Annotated in this window: 23 protein-coding genes; 13 read left to right on the plus strand and 10 right to left on the minus strand. The window is 69.8% G+C overall.

Annotated elements, in window-relative coordinates; all coding sequences use genetic code 11:
- Positions 1-152 precede the first annotated feature (152 nt).
- The 7 genes from GA0115234_RS22440 (at position 153) to GA0115234_RS22470 (ending at position 4,664) form a co-directional block, all read left to right on the plus strand.
- Positions 153-542 (plus strand): DUF2089 domain-containing protein, encoded by a 390-nt coding sequence (locus GA0115234_RS22440; RefSeq protein ID WP_256088771.1) that lies wholly within the window; start codon positions 153-155, stop codon positions 540-542.
- Positions 539-799, plus strand: a complete 261-nt coding sequence (locus GA0115234_RS22445; RefSeq protein ID WP_093544460.1) for a hypothetical protein — start codon at positions 539-541, stop codon at positions 797-799. The genes GA0115234_RS22440 and GA0115234_RS22445 overlap by 4 nt, the downstream gene beginning before the upstream one ends.
- 20 nt (positions 800-819) lie before the next feature.
- Positions 820-1,251 (plus strand): SHOCT-like domain-containing protein, encoded by a 432-nt coding sequence (locus GA0115234_RS22450; RefSeq protein WP_093544463.1) that lies wholly within the window; start codon positions 820-822, stop codon positions 1,249-1,251.
- A 167-nt stretch (positions 1,252-1,418) separates the two neighbouring features.
- Complete coding sequence (locus tag GA0115234_RS22455) at positions 1,419-1,832, plus strand: roadblock/LC7 domain-containing protein (protein WP_093544466.1); 414 nt, start codon at positions 1,419-1,421, stop codon at positions 1,830-1,832.
- A 154-nt stretch (positions 1,833-1,986) separates the two neighbouring features.
- Positions 1,987-3,111, plus strand: a complete 1,125-nt coding sequence (locus GA0115234_RS22460) for a DUF6397 family protein (RefSeq protein WP_093544469.1) — start codon at positions 1,987-1,989, stop codon at positions 3,109-3,111.
- A gap of 142 nt (positions 3,112-3,253) precedes the next feature.
- On the plus strand, positions 3,254-3,742 hold the full coding sequence (locus GA0115234_RS22465) for a GNAT family N-acetyltransferase (RefSeq protein ID WP_093544472.1): 489 nt from the start codon (positions 3,254-3,256) through the stop codon (positions 3,740-3,742).
- Positions 3,743-4,043: 301 nt separating this feature from the next.
- Positions 4,044-4,664 (plus strand): LAETG motif-containing sortase-dependent surface protein, encoded by a 621-nt coding sequence (locus GA0115234_RS22470; protein ID WP_093544475.1) that lies wholly within the window; start codon positions 4,044-4,046, stop codon positions 4,662-4,664.
- A gap of 139 nt (positions 4,665-4,803) precedes the next feature.
- Here the strand turns inward: GA0115234_RS22470 and GA0115234_RS22475 are convergent, their stop codons facing one another.
- Entirely contained in the window at positions 4,804-6,933 is a 2,130-nt protein-coding gene (locus GA0115234_RS22475; protein WP_093544478.1) for a SpoIIE family protein phosphatase, read from the minus strand.
- 241 nt (positions 6,934-7,174) lie between these two features.
- On the opposite strand from GA0115234_RS22475, the gene GA0115234_RS22480 reads away from it, so the two are divergent.
- Positions 7,175-8,248, plus strand: coding sequence for an enoyl-CoA hydratase/isomerase family protein (locus GA0115234_RS22480; protein ID WP_093544481.1), 1,074 nt, complete (start codon positions 7,175-7,177; stop codon positions 8,246-8,248).
- A 57-nt stretch (positions 8,249-8,305) separates the two neighbouring features.
- Here the strand turns inward: GA0115234_RS22480 and GA0115234_RS22485 are convergent, their stop codons facing one another.
- From GA0115234_RS22485 to GA0115234_RS22515, 7 genes are all read right to left on the minus strand, one after another.
- On the minus strand, positions 8,306-9,769 hold the full coding sequence (locus GA0115234_RS22485; protein WP_093544484.1) for an L-fucose/L-arabinose isomerase family protein: 1,464 nt from the start codon (positions 9,767-9,769) through the stop codon (positions 8,306-8,308).
- 85 nt (positions 9,770-9,854) lie between these two features.
- Positions 9,855-11,333 (minus strand): rhamnulokinase, encoded by a 1,479-nt coding sequence (locus tag GA0115234_RS22490; RefSeq protein WP_093544778.1) that lies wholly within the window; start codon positions 11,331-11,333, stop codon positions 9,855-9,857.
- An 88-nt stretch (positions 11,334-11,421) separates the two neighbouring features.
- On the minus strand, positions 11,422-13,467 hold the full coding sequence (locus tag GA0115234_RS22495) for a bifunctional aldolase/short-chain dehydrogenase (RefSeq protein WP_093544487.1): 2,046 nt from the start codon (positions 13,465-13,467) through the stop codon (positions 11,422-11,424).
- 65 nt (positions 13,468-13,532) lie between these two features.
- A complete protein-coding gene (gene rhaI / locus GA0115234_RS22500; protein ID WP_093544490.1) occupies positions 13,533-14,699 on the minus strand; it encodes an L-rhamnose isomerase in 1,167 nt (388 codons plus the stop codon).
- A gap of 258 nt (positions 14,700-14,957) precedes the next feature.
- Positions 14,958-15,185, minus strand: coding sequence for a hypothetical protein (locus GA0115234_RS22505; protein WP_093544494.1), 228 nt, complete (start codon positions 15,183-15,185; stop codon positions 14,958-14,960).
- Between the two features lie 88 nt (positions 15,186-15,273).
- On the minus strand, positions 15,274-15,765 hold the full coding sequence (locus tag GA0115234_RS22510; protein WP_093544497.1) for a hypothetical protein: 492 nt from the start codon (positions 15,763-15,765) through the stop codon (positions 15,274-15,276).
- 120 nt (positions 15,766-15,885) lie between these two features.
- Positions 15,886-17,295: an FAD-binding oxidoreductase gene (locus GA0115234_RS22515; RefSeq protein WP_093544781.1), complete on the minus strand. Its 1,410-nt coding sequence runs from the start codon at positions 17,293-17,295 to the stop codon at positions 15,886-15,888.
- Between the two features lie 168 nt (positions 17,296-17,463).
- Here GA0115234_RS22515 and GA0115234_RS22520 point away from each other — a divergent pair, with 168 nt between their 5' ends.
- Together GA0115234_RS22520 and GA0115234_RS22525 are read left to right on the plus strand one after the other, a co-directional pair.
- A complete protein-coding gene (locus GA0115234_RS22520; protein WP_093544500.1) occupies positions 17,464-18,303 on the plus strand; it encodes a pentapeptide repeat-containing protein in 840 nt (279 codons plus the stop codon).
- Between the two features lie 181 nt (positions 18,304-18,484).
- Complete coding sequence (locus GA0115234_RS22525; RefSeq protein WP_093544503.1) at positions 18,485-19,864, plus strand: radical SAM protein; 1,380 nt, start codon at positions 18,485-18,487, stop codon at positions 19,862-19,864.
- An 80-nt stretch (positions 19,865-19,944) separates the two neighbouring features.
- Here GA0115234_RS22525 and GA0115234_RS22530 read toward each other — a convergent pair whose 3' ends face one another.
- Positions 19,945-20,658 (minus strand): NADPH-dependent F420 reductase, encoded by a 714-nt coding sequence (locus GA0115234_RS22530; protein WP_093544506.1) that lies wholly within the window; start codon positions 20,656-20,658, stop codon positions 19,945-19,947.
- A gap of 135 nt (positions 20,659-20,793) precedes the next feature.
- Between GA0115234_RS22530 and GA0115234_RS22535 the strand changes: the two genes are divergently transcribed.
- The 3 genes from GA0115234_RS22535 (at position 20,794) to GA0115234_RS22545 (ending at position 22,383) form a co-directional block, all read left to right on the plus strand.
- Positions 20,794-21,345: a GH25 family lysozyme gene (locus tag GA0115234_RS22535; protein WP_093544510.1), complete on the plus strand. Its 552-nt coding sequence runs from the start codon at positions 20,794-20,796 to the stop codon at positions 21,343-21,345.
- Between the two features lie 268 nt (positions 21,346-21,613).
- A complete protein-coding gene (locus GA0115234_RS22540) occupies positions 21,614-22,078 on the plus strand; it encodes a MarR family winged helix-turn-helix transcriptional regulator (protein WP_093544784.1) in 465 nt (154 codons plus the stop codon).
- A gap of 35 nt (positions 22,079-22,113) precedes the next feature.
- A complete protein-coding gene (locus GA0115234_RS22545) occupies positions 22,114-22,383 on the plus strand; it encodes a hypothetical protein (RefSeq protein ID WP_093544513.1) in 270 nt (89 codons plus the stop codon).
- 26 nt (positions 22,384-22,409) lie between these two features.
- Here the strand turns inward: GA0115234_RS22545 and GA0115234_RS43515 are convergent, their stop codons facing one another.
- Entirely contained in the window at positions 22,410-22,925 is a 516-nt protein-coding gene (locus tag GA0115234_RS43515; protein ID WP_237541604.1) for a hypothetical protein, read from the minus strand.
- Between the last annotated feature and the right edge of the window lie 2 nt (positions 22,926-22,927).

Genomic DNA, 22,927 nt, shown 5'->3' on the forward strand with positions numbered 1-22,927 from the left:
TCAGTGTAGGCGTCCGTCTCGTGGGCGTGCTCGACCAGGTCAAGACCCTGCTTACTCCTCTCCGCCTTCCAGATCATTGAAGATCAAATAAGAGAAATCAAGATTCATGAGTTGGAACATTCAAAAACTCAAGGTACAAATGAATGGTGAGCGTGTCGCCGAACGCAGGGGAGTCGAGAGTGGACTGGCAGGAGCTGACGGATCTGACGCAGGGGCGGCCGTTCGTGGTCGAACGGGTCCGCCTCGCCGACAGCGGCATCGCGGTCGAAGGCCGGTTCGATCCGCCGCAGCTGGCGCAGCTCGGAGCCGACGACCAGGTGTTCGTCGCCGCGTTCGTACGGGCGCACGGTTCGATCAAGGAGATGGAGCGGATCTTCGGGGTGAGCTACCCGACGATCAAGTCCCGGCTGAAACGGATCGCCGAACAGCTCGACTTCGTCGACACCGCCCCCCCGCCCACCAGCGCCGACGTCATCGACCGCCTGCAACGGGGGGAGATCAGCGCCCAGGAAGCGCTGGCCGAGCTGGAGCGGACCCGATGATTCCGCAGCTGGTGACTGTGGGCCGGTGCCGTCCCGACGCCCGTCGACGGCGGTTGTACGTCCCGGTCCTCCCGGTTCTGCTGGTGCTCTCACCGCTCCTGCTGCTCGCCGTGCCGGTCGGGCTGGTCGCATGCCTCGTCACCCGTGTGAGCCCGGTGGGCGCTGTGCGCGGCACGGGGCAACTGCTGTGTGCACTGCCCGGCACCCGTATCGAGATCGAGCAGGGCCGCACGGCCTGGCTGATAAGCGTCAGATGACTCAGAGGGGAAGAAGGACGATGAACGAGCAGCGCCGCAAGATCCTGGACCTGCTGGCCAACGGCAAGATCACTGCGGATGAGGCGGAGCGGCTGATCGGGGCCCTCGAACGAGAACGGTCCGAGTCGCCGCAGACGGCCGCGCCCCGCCCGAAGCCCCGCCCCAAGTACCTGCGTGTGGTGGTGAACGCGGCGGACGGCCCCGGCGCCGACGGGGCGAGCAGGGTCGACGTCCAGATCCCGTTGCAGTTGCCGCGTGCCGGGGTCCGGCTCGCGAGCCTCGTCCCGCCGCAGGCGCTCGCCAGGATCAACGCAGGGCTGAGCAGGTCCGGGGTGCCGATCGACCTCGCCGAGCTCAAGCCGCAGCACATCGAGGAGTTCATCGAGCAGCTCGACGATGTCACCGTCGACGTGGACGACCCCGACGGGCAGGTGCGGGTGTTCTGCGAGTGACACCCGTCCCGGCACCGGCCGGCCCGCCCGCACCGTGCGGGCGGGCCGGCCGGCGCCGGGGTCCGGACCAAGCCACATGACCGAGGAATGCTTGCCCCTGCGTGACCGGTGCGCAAGGCTTATGCCAACGGGGCACGGGGAACGTATGAGCGGGGAGGAGCGGGGAAATGGCGCTGGACAGGGGACTCGACTGGCTCCTTGACGACCTCACGAGCAGGGTCGAGCACATACGGCACGCACTGGTGCTGTCGAACGACGGGCTGGTGACGGGGGCGAGTACGGGGCTGGCCCGCGAGGACGCCGAGCATCTTGCCGCGGTCTCGTCCGGGCTCCACAGCCTGGCCCGCGGGTCGGGACGCCACTTCCGGGCCGGGAAGGCCCGTCAGACCATGGTCGAGTTCGACGAGGCGCTCCTCTTCGTGACGGCGGCCGGGGACGGCAGCTGTCTGTGCGTGCTCAGCGAGGCCGAGGCCGATGTCGGCCAGGTCGCCTACGAGATGACGCTGCTCGTCAACAGGGTCGGCGAGCATCTGGGTGTCGCCGCACGGCAGGGGGCGGACGAAGGGGCCGACGGCGTCTGAGCCGTCGGTGTCCGGGTCGGCTGCGTCCAGTCCGATCGGGTCCGGTCGCCCACGTCCTGGCCGACCGGTCAAGTTATCCACAGGCCGAGCGGGCGGAATCTCTTCCGAGTTACGGTGCTCACAGAGAGTAATCGAATCTCGTGGGGAGAGCGTCATGACTGTTTCTGAAGACGTGTGCGCGGAGGCCGCCGGTGTGAAGGTGGTGAGCACGACCACCGCCGACACGATGGCGGTGGGCACGGCGGCACAGGAACTCCATCTGAAGCGCGGCGAGTTCGCGATCGCGGTGCATCTGGGGCTGATCCGCCTGATCGTGCGACAGGACGGCGGAAGGCCGCGGGTCGGACACGACGAGCTCGACCGGCTCCGGGCGCAAGAGGGGTTCCCGGAGGCTTTGCGGGCAAGGGTGCGCACGGTCGGGACGGCGAAGGGGGCACAGCAGCTCGGGATCAGCCCGGACCGCTTCACCAGGCTCGCCCGTGCGGGATGCTTCACGCCGATCACGTTCTACCTCAACCGGTACCGCGCGATCGTCTGGCTCTATCTCGCCGACGAGCTCGCGGGGTTCGCCGCCCGGGAGTCCCGGCTCCTCGTGGGCAGGAGCCCGGCCTGGCTGCTCGGTCGGCTGGAAGGAGGAACCGATTGCCGTGCGCGTAACTGGCGCTCGCGGCGGGTCGAACGGCTGCTGAGCCTGACGGAGGATCCCTGGGCCCGCGCGGCCGTGCTCGCGGAGACACTGGACCCGGTGCAGTTGGCGGAGGTGATCGACGATCCGTACGACCGCGCGTACCTCGCCAGGATCCGGCCCGAACCGGCCTTCGGACCGACAGGGCCGCCCTTGGCGCGAGAGACCATGGCGCACCTGATGCGGGCCGACGAACCGGACGAGATGCTGTGGCGGCGGGTGAGCCTGATCATGGAGTTGGACAACGCCAGGGAGACCCGACCGGCTCCGAGCCCGGGCGGCGAATGGCGTGAGTTCGAGCCCCCGGGGGACGGGCGCGCACCCGAACCGGACGTCCGCGCCGACGCCGGGTCCGTTCCGGCGGACTCAGCTCCGGACCCGGCGTCTGTTTCCGTTCCGGTGCCTGACCATGCCGCGGTGCCCGTCCTCGTCGTCGGGTCTCGGTACGGCTCGGGGCCCGACTCCGTCCATGTCCCGACAGGCGTGGCGGAACCCGCACTCGGGCTGCTCGCCCGCATCGGCCTGCGCAGGCGCGTATCCAAGGTCACGGGCCGTCAGCGACCTGGGCGGGGGCGCGCACCGTACGACACATGACGAGGCGGATGCCGACGGCCACGACCGTTGGGCGGCGGCCCGGCGGACAGAGGGCTTGGGGCGGGAGGGGTCCGGGACGGGAGGGAGTCGCGGGTGGATAAAGAACTCGCGCGGGAAGGACGGCACCGGCATTCTGGCCCCCATGCTGATCAGGGAAGCCACCACCGAGGACTGGCCCACCATCTGGCCGTTCTTCCACGAAATCGTTGCCGCGGGCGAGACCTTCACCTACCCACTCGATCTCGGTGAGGCCGATGCCCGATCCTGGTGGCTCCTGGAGCCACCCAACCGTACGGTTGTCGCGGTCGATGGCCACGGGACGATCCTCGGTACGGCCAAGATGAACAACAACCACATGGGCAATGGCTCGCACATCGCCGGCGCCAGTTACATGGTCGACCCCAAGCACTCGGGGCAGGGGGTCGGTCGGGCCCTGTGCGAGCACACCTTGGAATGGGCTCGAGCGGCGGGGCTCAGAGCGATGCAGTTCAACGCTGTCGTGGAGACGAACATCCACGCCGTCGGGCTCTACCGTTCGCTCGGCTTCGAGATCCTGGGAACGTTGCCGGAAGGGTTCAACCATCCGGAACAGGGGTTTGTCGGCCTGCACATCATGCACCGTCGCCTTTGACGCCGACGCCGACGCCGACGCCGACGCCGACATGGGCATGGGCATAGGCGGCGGTGCTGACAATCCCGTTGCCGGATTCTCCGTCACGCTGTGCGCCGGCCGTTTCAGCGGCCGGTGTTCCGTGCCGCCGACCTCATGGTGCCATCCTCCGTGCCATGTCCGTCATGTCCGAACTGGTGGTGATGTGTGAGTAGTTGGTGTGCCAGGTGCTCACTGGGGCGGGTGCGCACGGTGCCGGCCGGGGCAGTACTCTGCGCCCCACCGCCATTCGGGCGATGAAACAAATGCGGAGGAAGAATCAATGACCATACCCAGGAGATCGTTGCGCGCTGCGGGAACGCTCGCGGCCGCTGCGGTCGTCGGCCTGACCGGCGCGGTGCTTACCGCCGGCCCGGCCGCAGCTCACACTCCCACCTGGGCCGTGACCTGTTCCGAGGTGAGCCTTGACCTGACCGCCTACAACGGCAACGTCACCAACCAGGTGACCGTCACCGTCGACGGCAAGGACCTCCTGTCCACCGAGACCTTCGGCCGGGAGTTCCACAAGAAGCTTGAGCTGCCTGCCCACGACAAGGAGGTGTCGGTCCACCTCGTCGTCAAGGCCGGTGACGGCGACAACTTCTCGCGCGACGAGACCAAGACGGCGCCCGTGTGCGAGGGCGCCACCCCGCCGCCCTCGCCGTCCGAGGGCACGCCGTCCCCGGCTCCGTCGACGTCGGCGCCCACCGCGAGCGCCACGCCCAGTGAGGCTCCTTCGAAGTCCGCGCCCGCCGCGGCCTCCCCGAGCCCCAGCTCGCCCGACCTGGCCGAGACGGGTTCCTCGTCCGCCACCCCGATCATCGCCGGAGCCGCAGTGGCCGTACTACTGGCGGGCGGCGGCATCATGTGGTCCGTGCGCAAGCGTCGTACCGCGCAGCACTGACGAAGGAACCGGTGGTCCTGACGCAGGACTGTGCCAGGACCACCGGTCGAGACGTGCCGCCCCACGCCCGGTGCGTGGGGCGGCATCTCTCTCCGGACTGCCGTCTCCCGCGCGGGCCGCTGTGTCCTCGGGCCAGTCGTCATAACCGACTTGTGTTCGACGGGGGAGCGTCCGGCGGCGACAGCGAGGGGCCGATCTCGCACCACACCGCCTTGCCCTCGCCGCGGGGTTCGATGCCCCAGCGCACGGCGACGGCATCCAGCAGCAGCAGACCCCGCCCCGAGGTCGCCGTTTCGCCCGGACTGCGACGCCGCGGCCAGGCGCTGGAGCGGTCCTGCACGGACAGCCGGACCCGCCGTACGGGTTCCGGCAGCACCTCCAGAGTGAGCACCGCGCCGCCTTCCGTGTGCAGCAGTACGTTCACCAGCAGCTCGCCGGTCACCAGCTCGGCGTCGTCCGCGAGTTCGGCCATGTCCCAGTCGGTCAGGGCCTGGCGCACGATGGTGCGGGCGTCGGACAGCCCCTCCGGATCCGCCTGGTGGATGTACTGGTGCAACCGGGGGGCCCTGGGCGAACCGGGGTCCGGGCTGCGCCGGAGGACCAGAAGGGCCACGTCGTCCCCCGACCCCCAACGCTCCCAGAGCCGGTCCGACAGATGGTCGGCCAGGGCCTGGGCGCTCGCAGGCCCGGCACCCACCTCGGTGATCAGCGCCTGCACGCCCGTGTCGATGTCGGCCCCCGGCTCCTCCACCAGTCCATCGGTGTACAGGACGAGAGTCTCGCCCGGCACCAGGTCCAGCCGGGTCTCCGGGAACTCCTCGTCCTCGAAGTCCGTCGAGATACCCAGGGGCAGACCGCCCCGCACATGAGGGCTGCCGACCCGGCCGTCCATATGCCGGATCAGCGGGCCGAAATGCCCGGCCCGGACCACGCGCAGGGTCCCCGAAGCGAGATCGACCTGGGCGTACGTACAGGTCGCGAAGCGGTCCGTGTCCAGTTCGGCCAGGAAGCGTGAGGCACGGGCCAGCACCGTCGAAGGAGGGTGCCCCTCGCCCGCGTACGCACGCAGTGCGATGCGCAACTGACCCATGATGGCGGCAGCGTGCGTATCGTGCCCCTGCACGTCACCGACCACGATCCCGAACCGGTTCTTGGGCAGTGCGATCACGTCGTACCAGTCGCCGCCGACCTGGCGTCCGCTCCAGGCGGCGTGGTAGCGCACAGCGATTTCTCCGCCCTCGATCTCCTGGATGCGCCGCGGCAGCATCGCCGACTGGAGACCGGTGGCGAATTCACGCTCCTCGTCGAAGAGTTTCGCGCGTTGCAGGGACTGCGCCACGATGGCGGCCAGCCCCAGGCACAGATTGCGCTCATCCGCGTTGAAGGACGTGTTGTCGCGGTAGAAGAGGGCCAGTGTGCCGAGGGAACGCGCCTGGGCGACGAGGGGCAGATAGGCGGCGGCCCGGAATCTCAGCCGGTCGGCACAGGGGGCCAGTACGGGGTAGCGCTGGACGAGGGCCGAGACCGAGGTCAGGAACCTGGGCCGACCGCTGAGAACGGTGTCCGCCAGCGGGAACCGCCGGTCCAGCCCCGCGTCCCCGAGCGCGTCGATCGCCTCCAATGAATCGCCGCTCAGAGCGACGCTCAGCGTGGTGTTCTCGACCAGACCGAGCGAGAGGCCGTCCGCCCCGAGCCGGGCCAGCGCTCCAGGCCCGGTGAGCGCGGCGGTCACATCATCGACGGTCACCGCATGTGACAGCGCGCTGGTTGTGCGTTCAACGATGCTCGTCTGCCTTTGTCGCCGTTTCTCCAGGTCGAGCACGAAGGCCGAATGGGTGACCTCCGCGGTGGCGTCCTGCACCACCCCGATGACCCGCTGCACCTGGCCGTCGTCGCTGCGCAGTATGCGCGCCTGGATGTGGGTCCACTGGTCCCGGCCGTCGGCCGTCGGCACCAGGAAATGCACGCTGTACGAACTGCGTCCGGTCTTGATCGCCTCGTCGATCGCCATGTCGAGACGGGTGCGTTCCGACGGTTCGAGCCGTTCCAGCAGGGTTTCCAGCCGTGAATCGAAGGTCTGCGGGTCCAGGCCGAACACCAGCAGCCCGGCGTCGTCCATGTCGAGTGTCCCGGCCTCCACGTTCCACTCGAAGCTGCCCGTCCGGTTCATGGCAAGTCGCTGGGCCGTGGAACTCTCGCCGTTCGGTGTTCTGTCGATCAGCAGGCGTGGCGGGACGGAAGTGCTCGGTTGCTGGTCGTGATCGGTCATTCCTGCTCCGGAGGTCGCCGGGCGGGGCTGCGGACGACATGGCCCGAACCGGGTCACTCAATTGTCGAACCGGTTCCGGCAGGTTGCCACAGCGGAGACCCGGCGCATTCCGGCCGGAAAGCCGGACCGGTCGCACTCGGACCCCTGCCGTCCCGCTACGGACCGCGCCCCGGACAATGGCGGCGGAAGATCGTCCGCGAACGGCGGTCGATACGGCACAGGGGCTGACCGGAGCGCATACATGAACCACGAGGATCCCGTTCTGCTGCACACCGAGGGACGAGTCCGGCACATCGTCCTCAACCGTCCACGCGCCCTGAACGCGCTGAATCACGCCATGGTCGTGCGCGTCGGCGCGGCACTCGCCGACGCGGAGCGCGACGACTCCATCACCGCGGTCCTGATCACCGGGGCGGGAGAGCGCGGTCTCTGCGCGGGCGGCGATATCCGGACGATCCATGACGACGCCCGAGCCGGCGGCGGTACATCGTTGGACTTCTGGCGCGACGAGTACCGGCTCAATGCCCGTATCGCCCGATTCCCCAAGCCCTACGTCGCGATCATGGACGGCATCGTGATGGGCGGCGGTGTCGGTATCTCCGCCCACGGCGACATCCGCGTCGTCACCGAACGCTCCCGCATCGCCATGCCCGAGACCGGCATCGGATTCGTTCCGGACGTCGGTGGCACCCATCTGCTCGGTGCGGCGCCCGGTGAGCTCGGCATCCATCTGGCACTCACCGCGGACGCGGTCGGCGCCGCCGATGCGCTGCTGTGCGGGCTCGCCGACCATTTCGTACCGTCGCAGCGCCTCGCCGGCCTCACCGAGGACCTCGCCGACTGCGGTACGGGTGCCGAGATCGAGGAGACGGTGCGGCGGTACGCCTCACCCGCACCGCAGGGTGAACTGGCCGCGCACCGTGAGTGGATCGACTCCTGCTACCGGGCGGATACGGTGGAGGAGATCATCGAACGGCTCGACCGCAGTGGCGTCCCCGCCGCCAAGGAGGCCGCCGAAGCCATCCTCGGCAAATCGCCCACCGCGCTGAAGGTGACCCTCGCCGCGCTCCGCGGGGCACGCGGGCTCGGCAGTCTGGAGGCCGTGCTCGACCAGGAGTACCGGACCTCGTGCACCGCCTTCACCAGGCCGGATCTGGTGGAAGGCGTGCGTGCCCAGATCATCGACAAGGACCGCGACCCCCGGTGGAGCCCGGCGTCCCTCGCCGAGGTCACCGAGGCCGACGTGGCGCTCTTCTTCGCCCCACTGGGCGCCCGTGAACTCGGTCTGGCCGCCACTCCCGGGGCGACGGACTGAAGCGGAGGGAGCCGGACCGGGACGGACCGCGGCGGAGTGCGGGTCCGCGTACGGGACTCACAGGTCGTTCGGTCCGTCGACCACGCGGAAGGGGACCCCGAGCAGGTCGGCCGCGGCCTTGAGGTCCTTGGCGCGATGGCCGGTGCACAGCGTCCAGTGGTGACCGACGCCGGTCGAGGACCAGGCATCGGTCCACTCGCCGGGGTCGAAGCCGAAGTCGACCCGGGACGTGGTGTTGCCGATCTCCAGCAGCGGTCCCGGGACGACCTCGCCCTCGGAGGCGATGAAGGTGAAGGTGCCGTCGGCCTCCTGCCCGATGCCGAACGTGGTGACCGGGCCGTGTCGGACGTCGAATTCCACGCTCACGCCCCAGCCCCGCTTGCCGTGGTAGACCCCCAGCCCCCGCAGCAGTGGATCCTTGGCGCTGATGGCCAGGTGAGCGGGGCCGTCGTGGCCCATCTCGACGACCCGGTCGCGGAAATCGAGGGCCTGGAGTTCGGTGAAGGAGCCGCCGGCGCCGAGGGTGTCGGCGATCAGCATGGCGAGGCTGGTGCGCAGTTCGTACTCACCGGCCATCGGGATGCCACGCGCGGTCAGCAGCGACGCACCGAGGATCATGCCGGCGCCGAGTCGCTCGTGCACCTCGCCCTCCAGGCCGCGGTGGTAATAGGCGAGGCTGTCGAGCGCGAAGTCCTCGACGAGCCGGTCCAGTCCGACCGAGACCCGCGCCGCCCAGGCGAGGTCGTCCTCGTCGACGGAGGCATCGAGAGTGAAGACCGTACGTGCGAGCGCGACGCGGTCGGCCGCCGCGCCGTCCGTCACGGCGGCGACCCGGACCCGCAGGTCGTCGAATTCCAGGACTTCGACATGCCCCCCGAACTGAGTGGAGACGAGCGTCATGTCGGTGGAGACGTCGAGCATGCCGGGGTAGAGATGACCCATCAGGCCGTGCCGGCCGTGGCGCAGCGCGCCACACACCTGAGCGGCACGGATCCAGCGGCGGATCCGGTTCCAGGCGTTCTCGTCGCCCAGGTGGCCCGAGACGGAGCGGAAGGGGATCCCGCCGCGCCGGAACACATTGGCCACCTCCGGCAGCGGACACTGTCCGCAGTACGCCAGCCACTTGCCCGTGTCGGTGTCCGGATGGTCCATCGCCTCGGTCGGCTGGAGGTCGATGACCAGCACCGGAGCATGCGTGCGCTGGGCGATCGGCAGCACCATCGACGCGGTGAGATAGGTCGTCAGAAACGTCACGACGAGGTCGCAGTCGGCCGTCCGCAGCCGTTCCGCGGCCTTCGCGGCCTCCTGAGGATCGGAGATGAAACCGGCGTCGACGACCTCGCAGCCCATCTCCTCGAACCGCCCGGTCACCGAGCGGGCCGACTCCCGCAACCGGTCGAGCAGCCCCGGGAACTGCGGCCAGTACGCACCGAGTCCGCCGGACACCAGACCGACACGGGTACGGCGGCGCGTGGTGCGGGCGAGTACACCGTCGAGCACGGCGGGGGATACATCAGTCATGACTTTCCTTCCTCCGGTTCCGTCGAGGGCCCGAGTCGCCTGGTGGGGCGCCCGGTCTCCCTGCCGAGGGCAGGGCCGTACGAGCTCAGGTCCGTTCCAGCCGCGCGGCAGCCCGGTCCCAGGCCCGCTGGTCCCCCTGCGGGGTGTAGTGGCGCAGTCCCTGGGTCCGTGCCACCAGGCGCCGCATGTCCGCGAGGTCGCCCACCAGCCCATGGGCGCGTGCCTGCACCAGGATGTTGCCGAGCGCGGTCGCCTCGGCCGGACCGGCCGTGACGGGCAGCCCCGTGGCGTCCGCCGTCCACTGGCACAGGAGCTCGTTGCGCGAACCCCCGCCGACGACATGGACTCGGTCCGGCTCCCGCCCGGCAAGGCCCGCTGCCTCCCGTAATGTCCTGCGATGGGCCAGCGCCAGGCTCTCCAGCACACATCGGACATAGCCGCCGGGACTGTCGGGCGGCACCTGCCCGCTGCTCACGAGCTGGGCGTCGATACGCGACGGCATGTCACCCGGCGCGAGGAACGCCTCGTCGTCGGGATCGATCAACGCCGCGAACGGCCGGGCACGGGCCGCCTCCGCGAGCAGCACGTCCAGGCCCGAAGCCTCGCCCCGCGCGTCCCAGGTCCGGCGGCACTCCTCCAGCAGCCACATCCCCATGATGTTGCGGAGATAGCGGACGGTGCCGTCCACCCCGCGCTCATTGGTGAAGTTCGCCGCGCGGGACTCCTCCGTCAGCACCGGAGCCGACAGTTCGAGCCCCGCCAACGACCACGTACCGCAGGACACATAGGCGAACCCGGGCCCGGTCGCGGGGACCGCGGCGACCGCCGACGCCGTGTCGTGCGAGGCGACGGTCGTCACCGGCGTCCCGGCTGGCAGGCCCGTGTACTCGGCGACGTGCGGCAGCAGCGTCCCCGCCGGATCACCCGGCTCACGCAACGGCGGAAACCAGGAACGCTCCAGACCCAGCCGGGCGATCAGCGCGTCGGACCAGCCGCCGGCCGACGCGTCGAACAGCCCCGTCGTCGACGCATTGGTAATCTCCGCACCTACCACGCCGGTCAGCCAGTGCGTCAGCAGATCGGGGATCAGCAGCACCGTCCGCGCGGCACCCCACTGGGCACTCGCACGGTGCGCGGCGAGCTGGAACACGGTGTTGAACGGCAGATGCTGCAAGCCGCTGACGGCATACAGCTCCCGCGCCCCGCACTCGGCCAGCACCCGCTCCACCGCCTTTCCGTTCCGGTCGTCCCGGTAGTGGAACGGCAGCCCGAGCAGGCCTCCGTCCGCGTCCAGGAGCCCGTAGTCGACCGCCCAGGTGTCGATGCCGACCGAGGCGATCGGACCATTGCGTGCAGCCGCTCGCATTCCGTCCAGCATCCCCTGGTACAGAGCGAGCACGTCCCACCGCAGTCCGTCCGGCAACCGGACCGGCGTATTGGCGAATCGATGCGCTTCGGTCAGTACGAGCCGCTCCGGCCCGGCCAGGCCGGTGATCAACCGGCCGCTGGTGGCACCGAGATCCACGGCGGCGAAGACGGCCTCGCTTCGTGACGTCAGGGACATGGAACCCTCATCCGGGAGACCGCGGAAGACCAGGACATCTCGGGTACGCGCGGCGTCGCGGGACCCGGGGCCGGCGCCGGAAAGCGGGTCATCGGAGGAAAGCCGCCGCCACACCGGCATCGACAGGAACATGAAGCCCCGTCGTGTGCGTGAGGTCCCCGCCGGTCAGCGCGAACACGGCGTTGGCCACGTGCTCCGGGAGCACCTCGCGCTTGAGGAGGGTCCGCTGGGCGTAGAACTCGCCGAGCTTCTCCTCCTCGATCCCGTACGTCGCCGCTCGCTGGGCGCCCCAGCCGCCCGCGAAGATCCCCGAACCGCGCACCACACCGTCCGGGTTGATGCCGTTGACCCGGATGCCGTGCTCGCCCAGCTCGGCAGCGAGCAGCCGCACCTGGTGGGCCTGGTCGGCCTTGGTGGCCGAGTAGGCGATGTTGTTCGGGCCCGCGAACACAGCGTTCTTCGACGTGATGTAGACGATGTCACCACCGAGGTTCTGTGCACTCATCACCCGGGCGGCCTCGCGCGAGACCAGGAACGAGCCGCGCGCCATGATGTCGTGCTGAAGATCCCAGTCCCGGGCCGTCGTTTCGAGCAGCGGCTTCGAGATGGAGATCCCCGCATTGTTCACGACGAGATCCACACCGCCGAACGCCAGCACGGCTGCCCGGAACGCGCCGACGATCTGCTCCTCACTGGTCACATCGACCGTCACGGCGACAGCCTTGTCGGAGCCGCCGAGTTCCTGCGCCACCGAGGCGGCGTTCTCCGCGTCGATGTCCGCGACGACGACACAGGCGCCCTCCGCGGCCAGCCGCTGTGCGACGGCCCTGCCGATGCCGGACCCCGCACCGGTGACCAGCGCCACCCGGGTGGCCAGCGGTTTCGGCCTCGGCATCCGGCGCAGCTTGGCCTCCTCCAGCTCCCAGTACTCGATCCGGAACTTCTCGGACTCCTCGATCGGTGCGTAGGACGAGACGGCCTCGGCGCCACGCATCACATGGATGGCATTGAGGTAGAACTCCCCGGCGACCCGGGCCGTCTGCTTGTCCTTGCCGAAGGAGAACATGCCGACCCCGGGCACCAGCACGATAGCCGGATCCGCGCCGCGCATCGCGGGGGAGTCGGGGGAGGCATGGCGCTCGTAGTACGCGCGATACGCCTCCCGGTATTCTCCGTGCAGTTCCCTGAGCCGCGCCGCCGCCTCGTCCAACGGGGCATCCGCGCGCAGATCGAGCACCAACGGCCTGACCTTGGTACGGAGGAAATGGTCCGGGCAGGAGGTGCCCAGGGAGGCAAGCCGCGGATGTCCGGTGCGGGCGAGGAAGTCCAGCACCGGCTCCGTGTCGGTGAAGTGGCCCACCTGAGGGCGGTCGGTGGAGGCCAGGCTCCGGATCAGCGGGGCGAGCGCGGCCGCACGCTCCCGGCGCCGCTCCTCGGGCAGCGGCTCCCGGCCCGCCCATGCGGGGCCGAACGGTTCGGCCCTGCCCCGTTCATGGAGGAAGGCCTCGGCGGTACGGATCATCCAGAGAGCGTTGTGCTCGCACTCCTCGGACGTCTCGCCCCAGGCCGTGATGCCATGGCCGCCGAGGATCACCCCGACGGCCCGCGGGCTGGCCTCCTTGACCGCGGCGATGTCCAGACCGAGCTGGAACCCCGGCCTGCGCCAGCCCACCCAGGCCACCTTGTCGCCGAAGCACTCCGCGGTCAGTTTCTCCCCGTCGGCCGCACACGCCAGCGCGATCCCCGAGTCCGGATGCAGATGGTCGACATGAGCGGCCTCGACCAGGGCATGCATCGCCGTGTCGATGGACGGGGCCGCACCGCCCTTGCCGTGGAGGCAGTGGTCGAAGGCCGGCACCATCTCGTCCTCGCGCTCCACGCCCGGGTACACGTCCTTGAGCGCGCGCACCCGGTCCAGGCGCAGTACGGCGAGCCCGGCCTCGGTCAGCGTGCCGAGGTCACCACCCGAACCCTTGACCCACAGCAGTTCGGTGTCGCCGCCGGTGACCGGGTCGGTGCCGGTGGCCTTGACCGAGGTGTTGCCACCGGCGTAGTTGGTGTTCCGGGCGTCGGCGCCGATCCGGTGGGCGCGTGCCAGGAGTGCGGCGACTTCGGCGTGCGTCGCGGAGGTCATGGGATTCCTTCGTGGTAGGGGTCCGTCTGAACCGGCCGGTGGTCGTGCGGGGGAGAGGGCGGGGCTCAGGCGCCCCAGCCGGCCTGCTCGCCACCGACCCGGGCGGTGGCGATCCGCTCCTGGTTGCCCGAGGCCAGATACGCGGCGAACGGGTCCCTGGCCAGGCCGAGTTCCTCACGCACCTCGGCCAGCAGCGGACGCACGTCGGTGTTGTACGCGTCCATCAGGGCGGCGTTCGCCGCCAGCACATCGCCGGACCGCTGCGCGGCACTCAGCGCCGCCATGTCGACCAGCAGCGCCTTGGCGGTCGCTTCCTGCACATTGGCGACCGACCTGATCACGGCGGGGATCTTCGCCTCGATGTTGTGACACTGGTCGAGCATGAAGTTGACGTTCGTCTCGGGCCGCAGACCGCCGTTCCTGACCACCTCGTGCATGATCCGGAACAGCTGGAACGGGTCGGCGGCCCCGGCCATCAGATCGTCGTCCGCGTAGAACCGGGAGTTGAAGTCGAACGCGCCGAGCTTTCCGGCGCGCAACAGACTGGCCACGATGAACTCGATGTTGGTGCCCGGTGCGTGGTGCCCGGTGTCCACGACCACCTGGGCCTTCGGACCGAGAATCAGACAGTGCGCGTACGCCGTACCCCAGTCGGGCACATCGGTCGCGTAGAACGCGGGCTCGAAGAGCTTGTACTCCAGCAGCATGCGCTGATCGTCGGCCAGCCGCCCGTACACCTCGGCCAGCGCCTCTGCCAGCCGGTCCTGACGGGCGGTGATGTCGTCCTGTCCCGGGTAGTTCGTGCCGTCGGAGAACCAGAGCTTGAGATCGGGGGACCCGGTCTCGTCCATGATGTCGACGCACTCCAGCAGATGGTCGGTGGCCTTGCGGCGCACCTTCGGATCGGGGTGGGTGACCGAACCGAGCTTGTAGTCGTCGTCCTGGAAGACGTTCGAGTTGATCGCCCCGATCCGCAGCCCGAGAGCCTCGGCGTGCCGGGTCAGCGCGGCATAGTCCTCGACCTTGTCCCACGGAATGTGCAGCGACACCTTCGGTGCCACGCCCGTGAACGCGTGCACCTGCGCCGCGTCCTCCAGCTTCTCGAACGGGTCGCGCGGCACACCCGGTTGCGCGAACACCTTGAATCGCGTCCCGGAGTTCCCGTACCCCCACGACGGCGTCTCGATGACCTGGGACTTCAGAGCTGCCTTGACGGCTGACACATCAGACATGAACACCTCGTGAGCAGAGTCATCCAGTGACCGGAGACCGTTCGGATGTGTGAATCGTTTCATCTGCGCCGTACGCTAGGTTTTGCCGGGCTGCCAGTCAAGGAGCTGGTGGGGTCGGATCGCCGTCTTGAATCAATTCATCGCATGGTTGCCCGCGCCCCCGCATCGTCCGGAACATGGTGGCGCATGAGGGCGACGGGGTGAAGAGGGACGGCGCGGGGCCGCCACTGCGGCCGCGATGCCGTTCGGCGGCTCCGCTCAGTGGCCGGTGCCGGACATGCTGGGGCGCAGCGAGCTCACGAGGTCGAAGAACCGGGACTCGTTGCCGCAGAGGCCGGCGCGCCGCAGTGCGCCGTCGGCCTCTGCGATCGGAGAGGCGAGCAACGGCACGTACAACGGGCCGTCGTCCGGCTCGGCGAGCGCGGCACGGGTGGCCTCCAGCAGTCGGACGTACGCCTGGGCCGCGGCGAGTTCGTCATTGCGCATCTGAGCATCTCCCGGTCAGAGGTGTCGGACCCACCAGCATCCCCCATGGGTCTGACAACGCCGGGCGACGACCTCGCGCGGGCACCTGCTACCCGTCGTTCGGCCCTCGTGCACCGGCCGGGGGTTCGACCTCCAGAAATCTTCGACGGCGCGCTCCGCGGTACAGCAGTACCGTCCAGCCCAACTCCCGCAGCACGGACGCACATCGGGCCAGCTCGGCCTCCTCCGCATGGGCGGCGCCGCTGCCGGGCGGCCCCAGCCACTCCACACGGACGCCACCCGGCGACTCGCCCTGCCCCAAGCGGTAGCCAGCCGCCGTACGCAGGCCCGATCCGTCGACGGCCGAAGGGGCCAGACCCGATGACTCCAGGGCGATGGCGACCGCCCGAATCGGCCGGTGCCTCTCCCACGGCGCGGGTACGCCCTGCGGGTCGGCGTGTCCGGTGTTAGTCAGCCGACGGATCTGCAGCATTCCCTCGAACGCCGTCCGTACGGAAGCGGAGCGCTTTCCGTCCGGCGCCGGAGCCATCGGGCCGTCACCGGTCGCCGGTACGAACCCGCTCCCGTGCTCGGTGTCCATCAGCGTCCCCCTTCGCCTGTCCTGCACTCCTGCCAGTGTGCGTCGAGCCACTGACAGCGGCCCGGTCGCGGTGCACCGGCCGTCCTTGGCCGCCGATGCCGTCGCGCCCCATGCGCCCGGTCACCCCTGTGGAGCGTTCCCTTCGACGGTGGGCGTCGATCCGCCCCCGTCGAGCACCTTGCCCGGGTTGAGGATGCCGTGCGGGTCCAGCGCCGCCTTCACCGCGTGATGCATGCCCAGCACCGCGGCACCCAGTTCCTTGTTCATGCCGCGCATCTTCAGCAGCCCCACGCCGTGTTCGCCCGTCACCGTGCCGCCGAGGGCGATCGCATCGTCGAGGATGTCCTCGAAGGCCAACTGGGCGCGGGCGCGCGCGGCTTCGTCGCCGGGTGCGGTGATGATGAGCGGGTGCAGGTTCCCGTCTCCGGCATGCGCGATGTTGGCCACCAGAATGTCGTGCCGGGCCGCCGTCCTCTCGATCCGGGCCAGCATCTCGGGCACTGCCGTGCGCGGCACGCACACATCCTCGGTCAGGACCGGACCGAGCCGCTCCAGCGCCGGATAGGCCAGTCGGCGCGCCTGGAACAGCGCATCGGCCTCCTGCTGGTCCGTGGAGACCGCGGCCCAGGTGGCGCCCGCCCGCTCGAAACACTCGCGCACCAGCTCGGCCTCGGCGTCGCCCTCCGCCCCCGGCGTGTCGACCCGGCCGAGCAGCACCACGTCCGCGTCGGCGGAGAGCCCCATCTTCTTCCAGGCATCGACGGCGGCCAGGCAGTGACGGTCGACCAGTTCGAGCGCCGAGGGGATCACGCCCGAAGCGGTCACGGCGCTCACCGCCTCGCCCGCATCGACCACCGAGGAGAAATACCCCGCCACGGTCCGCTCCTGCGGCCGCGCCGGACGCAGCCGCACCGTGATCTCCGTGATCACACCGAGGGTGCCCTCGGAGCCGACCATCAGCCCGGCCAGGTCGTACCCCGCCACGCCCTTCGCGGTTCGTCGGCCGAGCGAGACGACCTCGCCGAGCCCATTGACCACTTCGAGACCGAGGACGTAGTCCCGCGTCACGCCGTACTTGACGCAGCACATGCCTCCGGCGTTCGTCGCGACGTTCCCGCCGATCGTCGACCAGGGCGAACTCGCCGGATCCGGCGGATACCAGAGCCCGTGCTCCGCGGCGGCCGCCCGCAGATCGTCGTTGACCACTCCCGGCTGGACGACGGCGAGCCGCTCCGCCGCGTCGATGCGGACGATGCGGTTCATGTCCTCGAAGGACAGGACGATCGCCCCGTCCACAGCGTTCGCACCTCCCGACAGGCCGGTGCCCGCGCCGCGCGGAACCAGCGGGACGCGGTGCGCCAGGCAGTGCCGGACCACCTCCCGGACCTCGTCGGTGCTCTGCGGGCGCACCACGGCCAGGGGCGTTCCGTACGGGGCCCACTCGGCCTCGTCGTGCTGGTACCGGGCAAGGCCGGCCGGATCGGTGAGGACCCGCCGAGCAGGGATGTCGTCGACTGCTGGGTTCGCCACGGTCGTGGCCACCTCCTATATAGATGTACTGCCCATCATCATCACGCGCGGAGCGCGGGCCCGGACCGGGGCCCCTGAACAGGTGATCATTAATATTGACGCGAACGGGTGACGGATCCCGATAAGGTCGACCGTCCGACAGCTCCGTACCCGGAGGATCCACGTACCGTGCCCGACAACGTCCAAGGCCCCGACCGCAGCGACCGTGCCGCGCTGCGCGCCGACTGCGCGAGCTGCTTCGGGCTGTGCTGCGTGGCACTGACCCTGACCCGGTCCGCGGACTTCGCGATCGACAAGGACGCCGGAAAGCCCTGCGGCAACCTCCAGGAGGACTTCCGCTGCGGCATCCACACCGAACTGCGGACACGGGGTTTCCCCGGCTGCACCGTGTACGACTGCTTCGGGGCGGGCCAGAAGGTCTCCCGCGAGACCTTCGACGGACAGGACTGGCGCGGTGCCCCGCGGACCGCCCGGCAGATGTTCCAGGTGTTCCCGGTCATGCGGCAGCTCCATGAACTCCTCTGGTACCTCACGGAAGCGCTGTCCCTGGAACCGGCGCGCCCCCTCCACGGCGAGATCCGGCGCACCCTCGAAGAGACGGAACGCCTCACCCACCTTCCGGCGGACGCGTTCTTGGACCTGGACGTGGCAGGGCACCGCGACATCGTGGCCGAGCTGCTGCTCCGCACCAGCGAACTCGTCCGGGCGACGGCGCCCCGCAGGAAGAAGCGCGACCATCGCGGCGCCGACCTCATAGGAGCCAGGCTCAAGGGCGCCGACCTGAGGGGAGTCGATCTGCGCGGCGCGTACCTGATCGCGGCGGACCTCACCGGTGCCGATCTGCGCCTGGCCGACCTGACAGGTGCCGACTTCCGGGACGCGGACCTGTCCGGCGCGGACCTCACCGGAAGCCTCTTCCTCACCCAGGCCCAGCTCAACGCCGCCAGGGGCAACGCGGCGACGAAGCTCCCGCCGTCACTTCGCCGCCCCGCGCACTGGGACCGGTGAAGCCCGGCCGGCAGGCGGCCACCGACCGACGACCCGGACCACGCCGCCGACGGCCGAGGACCATCCGCGCCGCACCGGGACGATCCGGCCGGTGGACCGGGGCACTGTGGACGTGTCCGGTTCGTTGCACGGTGTGGCGTACCCGGAACGCCGCAGACGACCGGACCGAGGAGTCCCGTACATGCCCAGCAGCACCGACCGCAGCCGCACCGTACCGAGCCGCCCGGACGGGAACCGCACCCGTCTCGTCGAGCGCCTCATGGAGCAGTTCCCGCACGTCCCCCGGGAAGCCGTCATCAAGGAGGACCTGCTGCGCGGCGGCGTGGCGTTCGACGAGTCCGCGCTCAGCGACAACGAGGGCGGTGACGTCAAGCCGAAGTCCTACTTCATCTTCTCGTTCGACCACGGCACCCTCCCCGAGCTGGGCGCGGCCGCACTCCGCCGTCCGCCGGAGGAGATCGTCCTCACCGGCGGTCCGTACGACCTGCGCAGAACCGTCGTGTCGGTCCGGGTCAACCCCGCCTCCCCGTACCGTGTCGCCGCCGACGAGGACGGCGTCCTCGGGCTGTACCTCGACGGCCGCCGGATCTCCGACGTGGGGCTGCCGCCCATGCCGGACTACTACCGGCACACGCTGGAGAACGGCAAGTCCGTGATGGAGGTGGCGCCCACCATTCAGTGGGGCTACCTCGTCTATCTGACCGTCTTCCGGGTCTGCCAGTACTTCGGCGCGAAGGAGGAGTGCCAGTACTGCGACATCAACCACAACTGGCGCCAGCACAAGGCGGCGGGCCGTCCGTACACAGGGGTGAAGCCGGTCGAGGAGGTCCTGGAGGCGCTCGCCATCATCGACAAGTACGACACGGCGAAGACCTCCACCGCCTACACCCTCACCGGCGGGGCCATCACCTCCCACATCGGCGGTCGCGACGAGGCTGATTTCTACGGGCAGTACGCCAAGGCCATCGAGGAACGATTCCCCGGCCGCTGGATCGGCAAGGTCGTCGCCCAGGCCCTGCCCAAGGCCGACGTGCAGCGGTTCCACGACTACGGCGTGCAGATCTACCACCCCAACTACGAGGTGTGGGACCGCCGGCTGTTCGAGCTCTACTGTCCGGGCAAGGAACGCTACGTGGGCCGTGACGAATGGCACCGCCGCATCCTGGACTCCGCCGAGGTCTTCGGTGCCCGCAATGTGATCCCCAACTTCGTGGCGGGCGTGGAGATGGCCGAGCCCTTCGGTTTCACCACGGTGGACGAAGCGATCGCCTCGACCACCGAGGGGCTGCGGTTCTTCATGTCGCACGGCATCACCCCGCGGTTCACCACCTGGTGCCCGGAGCCCACCACCCCGCTCGGGAAGACCAACCCGGACGGAGCGCCGCTCGAATACCACATCCGCCTGCTGGAGGCCTACCGCGCGACCATGGAGGAGTACGGGCTCAGCTCGCCCCCCGGTTACGGCCCGCCGGGACCCGGACGTGCTGTCTTCTCCGTCAGCTCGTTCATGGACAGCCTTCCGGCCCGTCCGGACGACGCGGACGCCACACGCTCGGACTGACGGACCGTGAGCGGGGCCTCGGAGAGGGACACCGGGGGACCGGCGGGTGCGACCCCGCCGGTCCCCCGGCGCCGGGACGGTCAGGCGCGCCACTCGGCCGTACGCTCGGGAGACGCTTCGGCGAGCGCCTTGGTGACGGCGTCCGCGTCACCCTGATGGCCGTAGACGGGTGTGCCGGGCTGCTGACGCCACGACTGGTCGAGGCCTCCCGCGTCCACGGTGTCGAACCCCAGCTCGTCGATGAGGTCGAGCACGACCTGCTTGGCCGCCGCGTCGTCACCGGCCACCGGCAGCGCCTGGCGGCCGGGGCTGCCCTTGGGGAGGCCGTTGGACAGGATGTCCTGTGCGTACGTCCCGTTGAACGCCTTGATCACCGGATGACCGATCTGCTCCTCGGTCCACCGGCTCTCGGGCTTGCCGTCCTCGATCGCCGCGATGCGGCCGTCCCGCTGCTGCGGGTAGTAGTTGCCCGTGTCGATGACCGCGACCCCTTCCGCGGCCCCGTCGATCAGGCCGGCCGGCAGATCGGGGACGGCCTTGAGGGGGACGGTGACGACGACGACCTGGGCCCCCCGGGCCGCCTCCGCGGCCGTGACCGCGGTGGCCCCGGTCTCCTCCGCGAGCGCGGCGAGGGTCTGCGGACCGCGCGAGTTGGCGACGGAGACGTCGTGGCCCAGCGCGGTGAGGCGCCGGGTGAGGTTCCCGCCGATGTTGCCTGCTCCGATGATGCCGATCTTCATGGACCCGACCTTCCGATGGCTCTTGCGGTGCGTGATGTGATCTCGACGGTTCATCAACTACCCGTCGCCGGCCCGTATTCCTGTCGATGGAAAAGCGATTCGCCCGTTCACCCTGAGGATGGGAACGGGCGACGGCGGGCACGTACGGATAGAGAACGGAATCACATAGCCCACTTTAAGGCGGTGCCCATGTTGCATGGCGTCGATGTCAGCTCCCATCAGGCGTCCTTCGATACGGACGGACTGGACTTCGTCTTCATCAAGGCAACCGAAGGGCGTTCGTACACCAATCCGAATCTGGCGGAGCAGGTGAAGCGTGCGCGGGACGCGGACTGCGTGGTCGGCTTTTATCATTTTCTCTGGCCGGGGAACATCAACGCCCAGGCCGAGTATTTTCTGAGCAGGACTCCGGAGAAGGCAGGTGATCTGCTTGCCGTGGACTGGGAGCAGAACGGCGAAGGCGAAAGGGCCAGCAACGCCGAGAAGGACCACTTCATCCGCGAGGTCAAGCGTCTGCGGCCCCATTACAAGGTTCTGCTGTACTGCAATCGCTACTTCTGGCTGAATTACGACACCACCTCGTACGCGGGGGACGGTCTGTGGATCGCCGACTACGTGACTGCGGGGAAGCCCAGGATCAAGGCCACCTGGCGGATCCACCAGTACACCGACCAGCCGCTCGACAAGGACGTCGCCGCCTTCTCGTCGCGGAGCGCCATGGTCGCCTGGGCCCGGGGATAGACACCGCGCCGGGGCGGTGGGGCCGAGGGCCGGGTCCCGGCGCGCGGGCAGGGGCACGGGCCTGACCGGACGAAGGCGATGGGGGTGGGGCGTGGTGCACGCGGTGCGGAGCACCGCGCCCCGCCCCCCGGAGTGTCGACGGGCCGGCCGACGAGGTGCCGGGGGCCGGCCGGCGAGCCGCTCACCAGGGGCGTGGGTGCCGGGCATCCACGACGCGCCCGATCGGTAGGTGAAAGCCCGCGATGGGTGCGGGCCTAGGATGATCTCGATGAGCGAGACCCCGCCCAGCCTTCTGGGACTCACGACGTATCTGATGTCCAGGACCGGCAAGGCGGCGCGGAGCACGCTGGCGGCGCGACTGGCCGACCGGAAACTGCGGCTGTGGCACATGGCCGTGCTCTCGGCGCTCGTCGACTTCGGCCCCCACGTCCAACGGGAGCTGGCGTCGCGGCTCAAGATCGACCGGAGTGACGTCGTCAAGATCGTGGACGATCTCTCGGTGGCCGGTTTCGTCGACCGGGCCAGGGACACCGGCGACCGCCGCCGGGTGACCGTCACGCCCACCCCGGCCGGCCGCGCGGCGCTCAAGGAGCTCCAGGCCGAGGCGCTGGCGGCCCAGGAGACCCTGCTCGCACCCCTGACCGGTCCGGAACAAGCCCAACTGGCGGCACTGCTGAGACGTGTTCACGCTCATGTCCAGCATGGTCCCGGGCCGGCGCAGCCAGGTCGCTGACCCATTCCCCGAGTCCCGTGCGGCACACTTCTCGGGTGACCACAGCCGCGGCTCAGCCGCCTCGCGACCGCGCGCTCGGGCGCGGCATCACCACCCTCATTCCGCAGGCCGCCACGGCCACCCCGGCCGAACAGGCGGCGGCCGTGCTCACGGCGATGCAGAGCGTTCCGGTACGCGTGGGCGTCCTCCAGGCCGCCGTGGTCCTCCTGGAGGAACGTGTGCGTGCGACGGAGGACGACGCGGAGCGCGCCGCCGCCGCGACCACGGTCGCCATGCTCCGCAGCGCGATCAGCCGGGCGGGCTGAACCGGAGCGGGAACCTGGGGAGTTGTTCAGCGCAACTCGTCCAGGACCCGGGCGCACGCCTCGGGATGGTCCCGCCAGTGCTGCCAACTCCCCTCATGGGAGAGGACGTCGGCGAGTGTGTCCGCCAGACCGTGACTCCCGGCCCCCACGATCTCCCGTACGACCACGACGGCCGCTTTCAGTCCGTCCCGGCCACCGTCGGCCAGCTGCCCGAGCGCGGCGGCGGGGTGCCCCGGGGCCGTCGTGCGCGTGGACTCCACCAGCGGTTGCAGCCACCGGGCCCACTGCTGGTACCTGGCCGCCCCCTCGGTCGGGATCTCCGTCTCCAGCAGCGGTGCCAGCGCCCGCGCGAGACGTCCGCCATACCCTTCCGCGCTCTCCGTGACCCACGGGTGTTCGGCGGTGAAGTGCTCCCAGCCGGCCTGTACGGCCATCTCGTCCACCATCCAGGGGCCGATGGGCCGCAGACGCTCGGTCCCACCGAGGACGAACGCCTCCCGCACCAACTCGTAACACCGTGCGTTCCGCGAGCAGCACGGCATCG

Origin of the sequence: Streptomyces sp. DvalAA-43 (assembly GCF_900091725.1) — a bacterium.
Lineage (GTDB): Bacteria > Actinomycetota > Actinomycetes > Streptomycetales > Streptomycetaceae > Streptomyces > Streptomyces pulveraceus.